Genomic DNA, 13685 nt, shown 5'->3' on the forward strand with positions numbered 1-13685 from the left:
TTTTTGCAGTAGAATGCCAGCCCTTTCGCACGGGCGGTTTCGAATCGCCCTGCAATTTTATTAATACAACAGGACAGTCGTTGAAATGGTAACAATCCGTTTGACACGAGGTGGCGCCAAGAAGCGTCCGTTCTATCACGTACAGGTGACGGACAGCCGTAAATCCCGTGATGGCCGATACATTGAGCGTCTGGGTTTTTTCAACCCGGTTGCGCGTGGCAATGAAGAGCGGCTGCGCCTGGATACCGAGCGCGCCCAGCACTGGATTGATCAGGGCGCCCAGCCCAGCGAGCGGGTGAGCAGCCTGATCAAAGAGGCAGCTTCCAAGTAACGGCGGCGGTCAGCGTCGAAGGAGGCGAGGGTGACGTCCGTTTCCAGTGAGACGGTGCTGGGTCAGATAACGTCGGTGTTCGGTATTCAGGGGTGGGTCAAGGTCTACTCCTATACGGAACCACTGGACAATATCTTCCAGTATCCGGAATGGATTCTGGCCGGAACCGGGGCTTCAAGGCGTTACCGGCTCGTCAGGGGACGCTGGCACGGCAAGACGCTTCTGGCAAAGCTTGAGGGCGTGGACGATCGTGACCAGGCAGCGCAGCTTTGTGGCAACGAAATCCGTGTTGCCACCGAGGATCTGCCTCCGCTGGAGGAGGGCGAGTACTACTGGTACCAGCTCGAAGGACTCCGGGTGCTGACCTCCGATGATCAGGATCTGGGTGTGGTGGATCACCTTATCGAGACCGGATCCAACGATGTTCTGGTGGTTGAACCGGACTCCGGAAGTATTGATGGTCGGCAGAGACTGATCCCCTTTCTGCCGGATCAGAGCATTGAATCGGTCCAGCTTGAGTCCGGCGTTGTGGTTGTGAACTGGGACCCGGACTTCTGAACAGGGGAGCAGCGCGACTTGCGCATAGGGGCGGTCACGATCTTCCCGGAGATGTTCCGGGCCATTACGGATTATGGCGTCACCAGCCGCGCGGTGTCTGAAGGGCTGCTGCAGCTGGAGACCGTGAATCCGAGGGCGTTCACCGCGGATCGGCATCGCACCGTGGATGATCGCCCCTATGGGGGTGGACCGGGCATGGTCATGAAGCCCGAGCCGCTGGAGGCTGCCCTGGATTCGGCCGTGGATGCCGTTGGGGGGAGCGCGAGGGTTGTTTACCTCTCGCCGCAGGGACGGCTGCTGGATCAGTCCCTGGTGGAGGCGTTGGCGGAAGAGCCGGCGCTGGTACTGTTATCAGGCCGCTATGAAGGGGTCGATGAGCGGGTTATTGAAGCCCGCGTGGATGACGAGATTTCCATCGGTGACTATGTCCTGAGTGGTGGAGAGCTCGCATCCATGGTGCTGGTGGACGCGGTAGTCCGCCAGATTCCGGGGGTGCTGGGACACAGCCAGTCGGCGGCGGAAGACTCGTTTGCCGATGGGCTTCTTGACTGTCCCCATTACACCCGACCGGAGCGGTTTCATGATCGCCCTGTGCCGGAGGTGCTCCTTCAGGGAGATCACGAACGGATACGACGCTGGCGTCTGAAGGCATCACTGGAACGGACGCTGGCACGACGGCCCGACCTTCTCGAAGGACGGGTGCTGTCGAAGGAAGAACAGGAGCTGCTGGCTGAGATCCGAGAGGAGCAGTCAGGAGCGACTATTTCAGGTAAATGATGGTCCGGACCGGGGCATCCAAGACTGGTGTTTAGGAGCGAACGATGAGTGGCAAGAGCAGCATCATCCAAGAGATTGAAAAAGAACAGATCAAAGAAGGATCCGTGCCTGAGTTCGGCCCCGGTGACACCGTGGTGGTCCAGGTCCGCGTGACGGAGGGCAACCGTGAGCGCCTCCAGGCGTTTGAGGGTGTGGTGATTGGTAAGCGCAATCGCGGCCTCAACTCCTCGTTTACCGTGCGTAAGCGGTCCTATGGCATTGGCGTTGAGCGTACCTTCCAGACGCACTCGCGGCTGATTGACAATATTTCCGTCAAGCGTCGCGGTGATGTCCGGCAGGCCAAGCTCTACCATCTGCGTGAACTGTCTGGTAAGGCTGCGCGGATCAAGGAAAAGCTTGGCTGAAACACGCAATGAGTCATTCATTGCAGATTTCAGTGAGTCGCTCTGGCTCGAGTCGGGCCTGAGCGATCGGTCCCGGCTTTCCTACGAAAGCGATCTGCGGCAATTCAGTCGCTGGCTGAACGAGCGTCATCCAGGGACTGAACTTGCCGGGGTGGACCGAACCTGCCTCATGGACTACCTGGCCAGTGTGCTCTCCGAGGGCGCCAGGGCCAGCACCGCAGCACGCCGCCTTTCAACCCTGAGACGCTTCTACCGCTACCTTCTGCGTGAAGGGCATATCTCACAGGATCCTACCCTCAAGCTTGATAACCCCCGCCTGACCCGCCGTCTTCCGGACACGCTCACGGAGGCCGATATTGAGGCGCTGCTGGATTGTCCTGACACGGATGAACCCCTGGAGCTGCGTGATCGCGCCATGATGGAGCTGCTGTATGCCTGTGGCCTGAGGGTCTCCGAGCTGGTGGCGCTGCGCATCGTCCAGGTCAACCGGCGCCAGGGCGTGGTGCGCCTGACGGGCAAGGGAAACAAGGAAAGACTGGTGCCAATGGGCGAGGAAGCCCTGGAATGGCTTGAGCAGTACCTTGAGCAGGCCCGACCCATCCTGGCTGGTGATCACGGGGGTGACGCGCTTTTCCCGGGGGCGCGCGGCGGCCACCTGACACGCCAGGCGTTCTGGTACCGGATTCGCCAGTACGCTACCCGGGCCGGCATTAACAAGCCGCTTTCGCCGCATACACTGCGCCATGCCTTTGCGACCCACCTTCTCAATCACGGCGCGGACCTGCGCGTTGTCCAGATGCTGCTGGGGCACAGTGACCTGTCCACCACCCAGATCTACACCCATGTGGCCCGGGAACGGCTGCAGAACCTTCACAGAACCCATCATCCGCGGGGCTAGGCGGGGACAGGGCGCGTCTTTTTCGTTACCCTGTAGGCATTACCGACTGAGCTGACTGTTTCGGAGACCAAGATGGCTTATTTCTGTTCTAAGCGTTCCCTGTTCCGCATCCTGCTGATCCCTTTCGCGTTTGTCCTTGCCTCATCGGTCATGGCCGAGAACGCGGAGGAGCGGATTCGCAGTGTACTGTCCGAACAGGTCCCGCAGTTGCAGGTCAGGGAGGTTCGGGAGACGGACATGGACGATATCTATGAGGTGCGCACGGCACAGCAAACCCTCTACATGACAGGGGACGCCAGCCATGCCTTCCTCGGGACCATGCTGCGTTTTGATGACGAGGATGGCCTCGTGAATGTCACTGAACAGGGACGTTCAGTGGAGCGCCGCGAAGCTCTCGCGTCCGTCTCCGCCGAGGACATGATCACCTTTTCGCCGGAATCGGAGGTCAAGGCGACACTCCACGTGTTCACGGACATCAACTGCGGCTATTGTCGCAAGCTGCACCGGAACATGGAGGCCATGAACAACATGGGAATCCAGGTGAACTATCTCGCCTTTCCTCGCGGAGGACCTGGAACGGAAGGGTACCGCAAGGCGATCAATGCCTGGTGCTCGGATAATCCGAAAAGCGCCATCACGCGGGCAAAACAGGGCGAGTCGATTCCGGACCGCGACTGTGACCACCCGGTGAAAGAACAGTTTGAACTCGGTCAGGCGCTGGGTGTTTCCGGGACTCCGGCGCTGATCCTCGAGAGTGGCCGGATGGTGCGTGGTTTCAGGCCGCCTCAGGCGCTTGAGAAGATCCTGGACCTGAACAGCTAAGCCTGCGATTGGATCGAGTTTTTTTTGGACCCTAAAGCGTATAATATGCGCTTTTCTTCAGGCGTTGTGCCCATAACAAACGCGAACCGGATCATAGAGGTGCTCAGTTGAAGGACGTGAATATCGGAATCTGTGGCTTGGGAACCGTCGGGGGCGGAACCTGGGAAGTGCTCCAGCGCAATGCCCGACTGATTGCCGGTCGTGCTGGCTGCAACCTTAAGGTCGCCCGCGTGGCAAGCCGGCGCCCCAGGCCTGATCTTGGCCTTGGCGATACTCCGTTTTCCACCGATATTTACGATGTAATCCGTGATCCCTCCATTGATGTGGTTGTGGAGCTGATCGGTGGCTATGACGAGGCCCGCGCCCTGGTGCTTGCGGCTATTGCCGAAGGCAAGCATGTGGTAACTGCGAACAAAGCATTGATCGCGGTCTACGGCAACGAGATCTTCAACGCAGCCAGGGAAAAGAATGTCATCGTGGCCTATGAGGCGGGTGTGGCCGGTGGTATCCCGGTTATGAAGGCAATCCGTGAAGGCCTCGCTGCAAACCGGATCAACTGGCTGGCGGGCATCATCAATGGCACCGGTAACTACATTCTCACCGAGATGCGGGCGGGGCGGGCCTTCGACGAAGTGCTCAAGGAAGCCCAGGATCTTGGGTACGCGGAGGCGGACCCGACGTTCGACGTCGAAGGTACGGATGCTGCCCACAAGCTGACCATTATGGCTTCCGCGGCCTTTGGTGTGCCTCTGCAGTTTGATCGTGCCTATACCGAGGGCATCAGCAGGTTAACCCCCTATGACATCTCCCATGCCGAAGCGCTCGGGTATCGGGTCAAGCACCTGGGGATTGCGCGCTCGCGCGAGGATGGCATTGAGCTTCGGGTCCACCCCACGCTGGTCCCGGAGGGTAATCTCATCGCCAAGGTTGATGGCGTGACCAATGCCATCCTTGTGGACGGGGACGCCGTGGGACAGACTATGTATCACGGTCCCGGCGCCGGCGACGAGGCAACGGCCTCCTCGGTGATTGCGGACCTGGTTGATGTGGCACGGGTCGTTGCGAGCGGCAGCGATCAGCGGGTTCCCTACCTTGGCTTTGAGTCGGAGGCTGTGACAGATCATCAGATCCTGTCGGCGGATGAGTTCCGCTCCGCCTATTACCTGCGTATTCAGGCGCTCGACAAGCCCGGCGTCCTGGCCAAGATTGCGGCGATCCTGAGTGACCAGGGCATCAACATCGAATCCATCATGCAGAAGGAATCCGAGCTTCATGATGGTCATATCCCGTTGATCCTGCTTACCCATACGGTGCTCGAAAAGCAGGTGAACAAGGCCATCTCCGAAATCGAGGCGCTGCCTGAGGTCGAAGATCAGGTTGTGCGCATCCGGGCCGAAAACTTTCTCTGAATTCTGACGACAGGATTGACCCTTGAGATACATCAGTACCCGTGGCAAGGCCCCAGCGCTTGATTTTGAAGAAGTCCTCCTGACGGGGCTGGCCACCGACGGTGGCCTCTATGTACCGGAAACGCTGCCGCGCTATACGCCGGAAGAGCTGATGGCGCTTCGCGGCCTGCCCTATGATGAGCTGGCGTGCCGGGTGATGTTTCCCTTTGTGGAAGGGTCGATTCCGGAGAGCGATTTCAGGGCCATGGTCCGGGAGACCTATGCCGGATTCACGCACCGGGCCGTGGCGCCCATGGTGCAGCTCGACGCCAACGAGTGGGTAATGGAGCTGTTCCGTGGCCCGACCCTGGCGTTCAAGGACTTTGCACTGCAGCTTCTGGGTCGCCTGCTCGACTATTTCCTGGAGAAGCGCAACCAGCACGTGGTGATTCTCGGGGCAACTTCCGGGGATACCGGATCGGCTGCCATTGAGGGATGTCGCCACTCCAGTCATGTGGACATCTTCATACTGCATCCCCATGAGCGCGTCTCCGAGGTGCAGCGCCGCCAGATGACCACGGTCCACAGCGACAACGTCCATAACATCGCGGTCACGGGTAACTTTGACGACTGCCAGAAGATGGTCAAGGCCAGCTTCGGCGACCAGTCCTTCCTGGGCGGCAAGACGTCGCTGGTGGCGGTGAACTCAATCAACTGGGCCCGGATCATGGCCCAGATTGTGTATTACATCTACGCCTCCCTGGCCCTGGGCGGACCGCATCGCAGCCTGGCGTTCTCGGTACCCACGGGCAACTTCGGTGATATCTTTGCCGGCTACCTGGCGCGGGAGATGGGGCTGCCGATTCAGCAGCTGGTGGTCGCCACCAACCAGAACGACATCCTGCACCGGTTCATCAGCCAGAACCAGTATGAGCCGGGCAAACTCCAGCACACCCTGTCGCCGAGCATGGACATTACCATCTCCAGCAACTTCGAGCGTCTGCTTTTTGACCTCTACGGTCGGGACAGCTCCGGTGTGGTGGATTTCCTGGAAGCGGCCTCCCATGGCGCTGTACAGCTCGAGGAGACCCGCTGGCAGGGCGCAAGGAAACTGTTCGACAGCTTCTCAGTTAATGACCAGCGCACCTGTGAGGTGATTGGTGAGGTCTACGGCGAGACCGGGTACCTGCTGGATCCGCATACCGCCATTGGCGTCGAGTCGGCTCGCCGCTGCCGCCGGGATGTGACGGTGCCGATGGTGACCATGGGGACGGCCCATCCGGCCAAGTTCCCCGAGGCGGTATCCCGCTCCGGTGTGGGCGTGGAGGCCAGCCTCCCAGACCATCTCTCCGACCTTCTGGAACGGGAGGAGCGGTTTACGGTGCTCAACAACGATCTTGCCGAGATCCAGGATTTCATGGCCCGTAACTGGAAATTCGCCGAAGACTGATTACGGCAGAAGCTGATGCGCAAGACCCTTGTTCCCCGTTCGGTACCGCCGGAGGCGCTTGCCGGAGAGGATCTGCACCCGCTCCTGCGTCGCCTCTATGCCGCACGGGGTATCACGTCCGCCTCGGAGCTGAACTACCAGCTCGGCGCCCTGGCTCATCCCCAGCAGCTCCGTGATGTTGACCGTGCCGCCCGTTACCTTATGGGTGCCATTGAAGCCGGCCAGCGAATCCTGGTGGTCGGCGATTTCGACGCCGACGGAGCGACCAGCACCGCCGTCTCGATCCTGGGGCTCGGGATGCTTGGCGCCCGTCACCTGGATTACCGCGTTCCCAGCCGCTTCACGGACGGCTATGGACTGACACCCGGGATCATCGACAGCCTGCGGGATGAAGGCCGTCTTCCGGACCTGCTGCTAACCGTCGACAATGGCATTTCCGCCCACGAGGGCGTCACGGCAGCGCGCGAAGCCGGCATTGAAGTGGTGGTGACCGATCACCACCTGCCGGGCGAAGCCCTTCCCGACGCCAGCGCTATCGTAAATCCGAACCAGCCCGGGTGCGAGTTCCCTTCATCCGGAACCGCCGGCGTTGCCGTGGTGTTCTATGTGCTCAGCGCCCTGCGGAGCCTGCAGCGGGATGCCGGATGGTTCGGGGAAAAGGAACCATCGCTTGGCGCACTCCTGGATCTGGTTGCCCTTGGCACTGTAGCCGATGTGGTACCACTGGATCACAACAACCGCGTCCTGGTGGAGCAGGGCCTGAAACGAATCCGGGCGAGGCGTATGCGCCCCGGCATCCGGGCACTCCTGGATATTGCCGGACGTGACCCTGAAACCATCCAGGCCTCGGACCTCGGATTCACCGTCGGCCCACGCCTGAATGCCGCAGGCCGGCTGGACGACATGTCCGTGGGCATCGAATGCCTGCTGGCCGAAGAGGAACACCGGGCCTACGAACTGGCCCGCGAGCTGGACGCCCTCAACCGTGAACGCCGCTCCATCGAAACCGGCATGAAAGAAGAAGCGGAAAAAGCCGTGGAAACCCTGTCGCTGGACGGCGACGAACTCCCGGGCGCCCTCTGCCTGTTCGACGAAACCTGGCACCAGGGCGTAATCGGCCTCCTAGCCTCGCGTCTGAAAGAAAAATTCCATCGCCCCGTCATCGCCTTCGCCCTCGACGACGACGGCGACCTCAAAGGCTCCGCCCGCTCCATCCCCGGCCTCCACATCCGCGATCTCCTGGCCACCCTCGACACCCGAGAGCCTGGACTACTGACCCGTTACGGCGGCCACGCCATGGCCGCAGGCATGTCACTCGCCCGCAACCAACTCGACCGCTTCCGCTCGACACTGAACACCCTGATCGAGGAACGCACCGAACCCGAACTCTTCGCCCCGGAAATCCACACCGACGGCGAACTCGAACCCGACCACATGACCCTCGACACCGCCCGCCTGATCGCCAGCGCCGGCCCCTGGGGGCAGGGCTTCCCGGAGCCGGTTTTCAGCGGCGACTTCCGTCTCGTCGAGCAACGCGTTGTGGGTGAGCGCCACCTCAAGGTCCTGATTCAGGTGCCCGGGGTAGACCGTCTGGTGGACGGCATTGCTTTCAACGTGGATACCACCGTGTGGCCAACTCGGGGTGAGTGGGCGCGTTTGGCGTATCAGTTGGACGTAAATCGGTACAAGGGCAGAGAGCGGTTGCAGTTCAGGGTGATCTACCTCGAAGCCTTGGGTGAATGAGCTGTCAGAGGGGATCGGGAGCCTTATCCGGGAAGCTCCGGAGCCATGGATGGCGGAGGGCAGCGTACATGGAAGTATTCACAGCGATTCCCGGATAAGGCTCCCGATCCCCTCTGACAGCTCATTCACTACTCCCGCGTGTTCATGAGAACACTGATCCGTTAAAATGCCCCATTCATTATCACCAGCCGCATAGAAGAAGGTAGTCAGGCATGGAAACCAATCCCATCGTTCAGACCATTCGTGACCTGGAAGCGCGCACTGAAGCGCTTAGGGGGTATCTTTGACTACGACACCAAGAAAGAACGACTGACCGAAGTCGAACGCGAACTCGAACAGCCCGAAGTCTGGAACGACCCCGAACGCGCCCAGAACCTGAACAAGGAACAGTCCCGGCTGAACGGCATCATCGCCACCCTGGACAAGCTCACCAGCGGCATCCGCGATGCCGAAGAACTGCTGGAAATGGCCGAGGCGGAAGAAGACCAGGGTGCTGCCGACGAAGTCACCAGCGAACTTGAGAAAATGCAGGCTGAACTTGAGACCCTCGAGTTCCGCCGCATGTTCTCCGAAGACATGGACGAGAACAACTGCTACCTGGACATCCAGTCCGGATCCGGCGGCACCGAGGCGCAGGACTGGGCCAACATGCTGCTGCGCATGTACCTGCGCTGGGCCGAGGCCAAGGGCTTCAAGGCCGAAGTGGTGGAAGCCCAGGACGGCGATGTCGCCGGGCTCAAGAGTGCCACCGTGAAGATCGAGGGCGAGTACGCCTTCGGCTGGCTGCGGACCGAGACCGGCGTGCACCGCCTGGTGCGCAAGTCGCCCTTTGATTCCGGCAGCCGCCGGCATACGTCCTTTGCGTCTGTTTTTGTATCGCCCGAGATTGATGACAACATCCAGATCGAGATTGACCCATCCGATCTGCGGGTGGATGTCTACCGCGCCTCCGGCGCCGGTGGTCAGCACGTCAACACCACCGAATCCGCCGTGCGGCTGACGCACCAGCCCACCGGCATTGTGGTGGCCAACCAGAGCGGACGCTCCCAGCACTCCAACAAGGACCAGGCCATGAAGCAGCTGCGGGCCAAGCTCTACGAGCTCGAGCTGCAGAAGCGCAACGAGGAAAAACAGGCCAAGGAAGAGAACAAGTCCGATATCGGCTGGGGCAGCCAGATCCGCTCCTATGTACTGGACGACCAGCGCATCAAGGATCTGCGCACACGCGTGGAAACCAGTAATACCCAGGCCGTCCTTGACGGGTCCCTGGACCAGTTCATCGTTGCCAGTCTCAAGCAGGGACTCTAACCGGGAGAATCAACCGCACCATGACGGATAACACCGACGCCCCCCAATCCCAGGACGAAAACCGGCTGATTGCCGAGCGCCGTTCCAAGCTCCAGCAACGGCGCGAGTCCGCGGAGATCCCGTTTCCCAATGACTTCCGCCGGGACAGCACGGCGGCCGAGCTGGAATCGAAATACGGTGATTACAGCAAGGAAGAACTCGCCGAGCTGAACCAGACGGTGGCCGTTGCCGGGCGTATGATGCTCGATCGCAAGGCGTTCAAGGTCCTGCAGGACATGACCGGCCGTATCCAGATCTACGCGGACAAGGCCGTCCAGCAGGAGACGCGGGACTGGGATCTTGGTGACATCGTTGGTGTTCGCGGCACCCTCTCGAAGTCCGGCATGGGCGATCTCTTCGTGGTCATGGAGGAATACGTGCTCCTGACCAAGTCCCTGCGCCCGCTCCCGGAAAAGCACAAGGGGCTGGTGGATCCGGAGCAGCGCTACCGGCGCCGCTACGTGGATCTCATCATGAACGAGGAGACCCGCAGAACCTTCCAGGCACGCGCCAAGGTGGTCAACGGCATGCGCCATTACCTGACCACCCGGGATTTCATCGAGGCGGAGACGCCCATGCTCCAGGTAATTCCGGGCGGTGCCACGGCACGACCCTTTATCACCCATCACAACGCGCTGGACATCGACATGTACCTGCGGGTGGCCCCGGAGCTTTATCTCAAGCGGCTGGTGGTGGGCGGTTTCGAGAAGGTCTTCGAGATTAACCGTAACTTCCGGAACGAGGGGCTGTCCACGCGCCACAACCCGGAATTCACCATGCTCGAGTTCTACCAGGCCTACGCGGACTACCATGATCTGATGGACCTCACAGAGACCCTGCTGCGGCGCCTGGCCGAGGACGTCTGCGGCACCCCGCAGGTCACGAACACGGTCCGCGATGCGGATGGGGAAGTGACCGAGAGCATTACCTACGACTTCGGCAAGGCCTTTGAGCGCATGACCGTCAAGGAGGCAATCCTGGCGCATAATCCGGATCTGGACGCCGCGGCTCTTGAGGACCGCGACAGCGCGAAGAAAGTGGCCGAAGCTCTGCGGATTGAGGTGAAGGATTCCTGGGGGCTGGGCCGTATCCAGACCGAGATCTTCGAGGAGACGGCAGAGCACAGATTGGTCCAGCCGACCTTCATTACCCGCTACCCCACGGAAGTCTCGCCCCTGGCGCGCCGTTGCGATGACGACGCCTCGGTGACCGAGCGCTTCGAGCTCTTCGTCGGTGGCCGGGAAATTGCCAACGGTTTCTCCGAGCTCAACGACGCCGAAGACCAGGCAGCCCGGTTCCGGGAACAGGCAGAGGAAAAATCCGCGGGTGATGACGAGGCCATGTTCTATGACGAGGACTACATCACCGCTCTGGAATACGGTTTGCCGCCGACAGCGGGCGAAGGCATCGGCATCGACCGTCTTGTAATGCTGCTGACGGACTCGCCCTCGATCCGTGACGTGATCCTGTTCCCCGCCATGAGACCGGAAAAAGGCTGAATCGTCATGCATCCGGCCACGGAAGCGCTGCTTGGACAGCTCAAGCCCGACAACGGCTGGCGTGAACGGTTGGAGCCGGAATTCTCCCAGCCGTACATGGAATCGCTGGGGGAATTTCTCGCCGCCGAGGAGAAGGCGGGGAAAACCATCTTTCCCAAGGCGGCCCACTGCTTCAATGCCCTGAACACCACCGGCTTCGAGGATGTCTCGGTGGTGATCCTGGGGCAGGATCCTTACCACGGTCCGGGCCAGGCCCACGGGCTCTGCTTCAGTGTCCGTCCGGGCGTGGATGTGCCGCCGTCACTGGTGAACATCTTCAAGGAACTGAACCAGGATCTCGGCACCCCGATACCGGATCACGGCTGCCTCCAGCCCTGGGCGGAGCAGGGGGTTCTGCTTCTCAACAGCGTATTGACGGTGAGCCAGGGCAATGCCGGTTCCCATCGTGGCCAGGGTTGGGAGACCTTTACCGACCGCGTGATCCGTTACCTCAATGATGAGCGGGAATCAGTGGTCTTCCTGCTGTGGGGAAGCTACGCGCAGAAGAAGGGCAGTTTTATTGACCGCAACCGGCACCTGGTCCTTGAGGGCCCGCATCCTTCACCGCTGTCCGCGTACCGGGGCTTCTTCGGCGGGCGTTATTTCTCCCGTGCCAACGAGTGGCTGGCGGAAAAGGGACTGCACCAGGTTGAATGGGGGCTGCCGGACCAGAAGACCCTGATCGAGCGCTATCGCCGCCAGGGGTAGGTCGGCAGCGGCCCATTTTCCATTATGGCTCGTCACTGGGGCCCTGCTGTTCAGGCACACGATAGCCCAGTGGCTTGATGCGTACCCGGGCGGCGGGCTGGTCCGCCAGGGTAACAGTTGCCTCCAGTGCCTTGTGCGAGAGCACCGCCAGCATATGGCACTCGCCTGCTTCCGTGGCAATACAGTCCGTGATGCTGCCAAGCTTGCCGCCATCTGCATCCACCAATGGATCGCCAATCACCGGGGTGCTGTCCACGAAGGTCGCCTCCAGGCGGAAGAGGCTTTTCTTGAGCTGCCCGAGATGGTGCATCCGTGCGATCACTTCCTGACCCGTGTAGCACCCCTTGGTGAAGCTCACGCCGTCAATGGCATGCAGGTTGAGATTAAGCGGGATATACGCGCCCACGGTTTCCGGGGAGAGGGTAGTGAGGCCGCTCTGGATTTCGGTCAGTCGCCAGGCAGAGCCGGGCATGTGACGCGCCCCGCCGTCACTGATGGGTCCCTTTTCCCAGAGCTCGAAGCGTGGTGTGCCATCGGCCAGGGGTAGCGTCGCCACCAGGTAACCGTTAGCCGTCTCGACAACCTGGTTGCAGGCGCTGGGCAGGGCCTCAGCGGATACATGAGCCATGGCCGCGTCGGTGCCAACGAGGCCGGTCAGGGACCAGTCGCCGGCGGGACTCATCTCGGCCTTGAAAAACGCAAGGTACTTGCTGAGCTGATTGCTGACTTCCTCGGCAATGGCTGCTGGCAACTGCATCATGACGCAGTCTTCTGATACCCGTAGCAGGCGGAACAGGGCGTAGGCCCGCCCTTTGGGGTTACAGGCGGCGCCCGGCAGGCTTGTCCCGGGTGTCAGCTGTTGGATATCACAGGTGACCTGACCCTGCAGAAACCGGTCCGTGTCCGGTCCCTGGATCTCAAAGACCTGATGGTTGTCGATAGGGGCCGTGAAGGTATCCGGGAGCTTGTCCGGGGCCGTGATGCTCTGAGACGGGTTCTGCATGCTTTACCTCATCTGAAAGCCGGTCTCTGAGTGTCGTTTCGCTCCGGCTGGCAGTATCGCAGCCAGGCCGTCAGGCGACGCAGTGACGCCGGATCAGTATTGCGAAAACCGGGCCGATCACTCAACAGCAGGGTATGGTTCCTGCAGCCATCGTCAAGCCGGAGCCAGAGCCAACGGTGCGCGATTCGCGACTCCGGCGCAACCCTGGCGGGGTGGCGGGCGCCTGTGTTGGTGAGTATCCACAGGCTGTCCCCGCGTACTTCGATCCCTGAGAGCGTGCGGGATCCGCGCAGCAGCCCCTGGCGCAGGAAGGCCAGGGCACTGGCCCATACACAGCCAACGGCCGGAACGGCCAGCCATACGTAGTGGGTTGTGCCGGCGAAGAACAGGATGGCGGGTATCGTCCAGGGTGCCGCTGCAATCACTCCGATGCCCGGGGCGGCCCCAACCTCAAGGTCAACCCGGCTGAACACGCTGCAGGATCAGGTCGATGATGCGGGCAAGTTCCGGATCTTCCGGGCGGCTGCGTTGCATGAACCAGGCAAAAAGATCGTTATCCTCACATTCAATGAGCTGCCGATAGCGCGCCTGGTCTTCCTCGGGGAGGGACGGATAGACCTCCTTGACGAAAGGAAGCATCAGGACATCCAGTTCCAGCATGCCCCGGCGGCTGTGCCATATCAGCCGCTTGTATTCGATGTCGTTCTCCATCAGTTGG

At 61.0% G+C, this 13685-nt stretch carries 15 protein-coding genes; 12 read left to right on the top strand and 3 right to left on the bottom strand.

Annotated elements, in window-relative coordinates; translation table 11 throughout:
• Positions 1 to 85: 85 nt before the first annotated feature.
• The 12 genes from rpsP to ung all read left to right on the top strand — a co-directional run bounded on the left by rpsP (position 86) and on the right by ung (position 11964).
• Positions 86 to 331, top strand: coding sequence for a 30S ribosomal protein S16 (gene rpsP, locus DES49_RS12200; protein WP_133736704.1), 246 nt, complete (start codon positions 86 to 88; stop codon positions 329 to 331).
• Positions 332 to 361: 30 nt separating this feature from the next.
• The gene (gene rimM, locus DES49_RS12205; protein WP_133736705.1) at positions 362 to 889 is read left to right on the top strand and encodes a ribosome maturation factor RimM; all 528 of its coding nucleotides are present in this window, start codon (positions 362 to 364) and stop codon (positions 887 to 889) included.
• An 18-nt stretch (positions 890 to 907) separates the two neighbouring features.
• The gene (trmD, locus tag DES49_RS12210; protein WP_133736706.1) at positions 908 to 1666 is read left to right on the top strand and encodes a tRNA (guanosine(37)-N1)-methyltransferase TrmD; all 759 of its coding nucleotides are present in this window, start codon (positions 908 to 910) and stop codon (positions 1664 to 1666) included.
• A gap of 44 nt (positions 1667 to 1710) precedes the next feature.
• Positions 1711 to 2070 (top strand): 50S ribosomal protein L19, encoded by a 360-nt coding sequence (gene rplS, locus DES49_RS12215; protein WP_133736707.1) that lies wholly within the window; start codon positions 1711 to 1713, stop codon positions 2068 to 2070.
• Complete coding sequence (gene xerD / locus DES49_RS12220; protein ID WP_243865039.1) at positions 2063 to 2968, top strand: site-specific tyrosine recombinase XerD; 906 nt, start codon at positions 2063 to 2065, stop codon at positions 2966 to 2968. Before rplS ends, xerD begins: the two co-directional genes overlap by 8 nt.
• 72 nt (positions 2969 to 3040) lie before the next feature.
• The gene (locus DES49_RS12225; RefSeq protein ID WP_133736709.1) at positions 3041 to 3790 is read left to right on the top strand and encodes a DsbC family protein; all 750 of its coding nucleotides are present in this window, start codon (positions 3041 to 3043) and stop codon (positions 3788 to 3790) included.
• Between the two features lie 107 nt (positions 3791 to 3897).
• Entirely contained in the window at positions 3898 to 5199 is a 1302-nt protein-coding gene (locus DES49_RS12230) for a homoserine dehydrogenase (RefSeq protein ID WP_133736710.1), read from the top strand.
• Between the two features lie 22 nt (positions 5200 to 5221).
• Entirely contained in the window at positions 5222 to 6628 is a 1407-nt protein-coding gene (gene thrC, locus DES49_RS12235; protein WP_133736711.1) for a threonine synthase, read from the top strand.
• A 15-nt stretch (positions 6629 to 6643) separates the two neighbouring features.
• A complete protein-coding gene (recJ, locus tag DES49_RS12240; RefSeq protein ID WP_133736712.1) occupies positions 6644 to 8371 on the top strand; it encodes a single-stranded-DNA-specific exonuclease RecJ in 1728 nt (575 codons plus the stop codon).
• A 212-nt stretch (positions 8372 to 8583) separates the two neighbouring features.
• A protein-coding gene (gene prfB, locus DES49_RS12245; protein ID WP_133736713.1) for a peptide chain release factor 2 occupies positions 8584 to 9679 on the top strand; the annotation gives its coding sequence in 2 pieces (ribosomal slippage) (positions 8584 to 8655 and positions 8657 to 9679; 1095 coding nt in all).
• A 20-nt stretch (positions 9680 to 9699) separates the two neighbouring features.
• On the top strand, positions 9700 to 11217 hold the full coding sequence (gene lysS, locus DES49_RS12250; protein ID WP_133736714.1) for a lysine--tRNA ligase: 1518 nt from the start codon (positions 9700 to 9702) through the stop codon (positions 11215 to 11217).
• A 6-nt stretch (positions 11218 to 11223) separates the two neighbouring features.
• Positions 11224 to 11964, top strand: a complete 741-nt coding sequence (gene ung / locus DES49_RS12255; protein WP_133736715.1) for a uracil-DNA glycosylase — start codon at positions 11224 to 11226, stop codon at positions 11962 to 11964.
• A 22-nt stretch (positions 11965 to 11986) separates the two neighbouring features.
• On the opposite strand, the gene ygfZ is transcribed toward ung, so the two are convergent.
• The 3 genes from ygfZ to DES49_RS12270 are packed head-to-tail and all read right to left on the bottom strand — an operon-like array spanning position 11987 to position 13678.
• Positions 11987 to 12967, bottom strand: coding sequence for a CAF17-like 4Fe-4S cluster assembly/insertion protein YgfZ (gene ygfZ / locus DES49_RS12260; protein ID WP_133736716.1), 981 nt, complete (start codon positions 12965 to 12967; stop codon positions 11987 to 11989).
• Between the two features lie 8 nt (positions 12968 to 12975).
• Positions 12976 to 13440 (bottom strand): hypothetical protein, encoded by a 465-nt coding sequence (locus DES49_RS12265; protein ID WP_133736717.1) that lies wholly within the window; start codon positions 13438 to 13440, stop codon positions 12976 to 12978.
• On the bottom strand, positions 13424 to 13678 hold the full coding sequence (locus DES49_RS12270) for an FAD assembly factor SdhE (RefSeq protein ID WP_133736718.1): 255 nt from the start codon (positions 13676 to 13678) through the stop codon (positions 13424 to 13426). The genes DES49_RS12265 and DES49_RS12270 overlap by 17 nt, the downstream gene beginning before the upstream one ends.
• Between the last annotated feature and the right edge of the window lie 7 nt (positions 13679 to 13685).

Origin of the sequence: Halospina denitrificans (assembly GCF_004364635.1) — a bacterium.
Classification (GTDB): domain Bacteria; phylum Pseudomonadota; class Gammaproteobacteria; order Pseudomonadales; family Oleiphilaceae; genus Halospina; species Halospina denitrificans.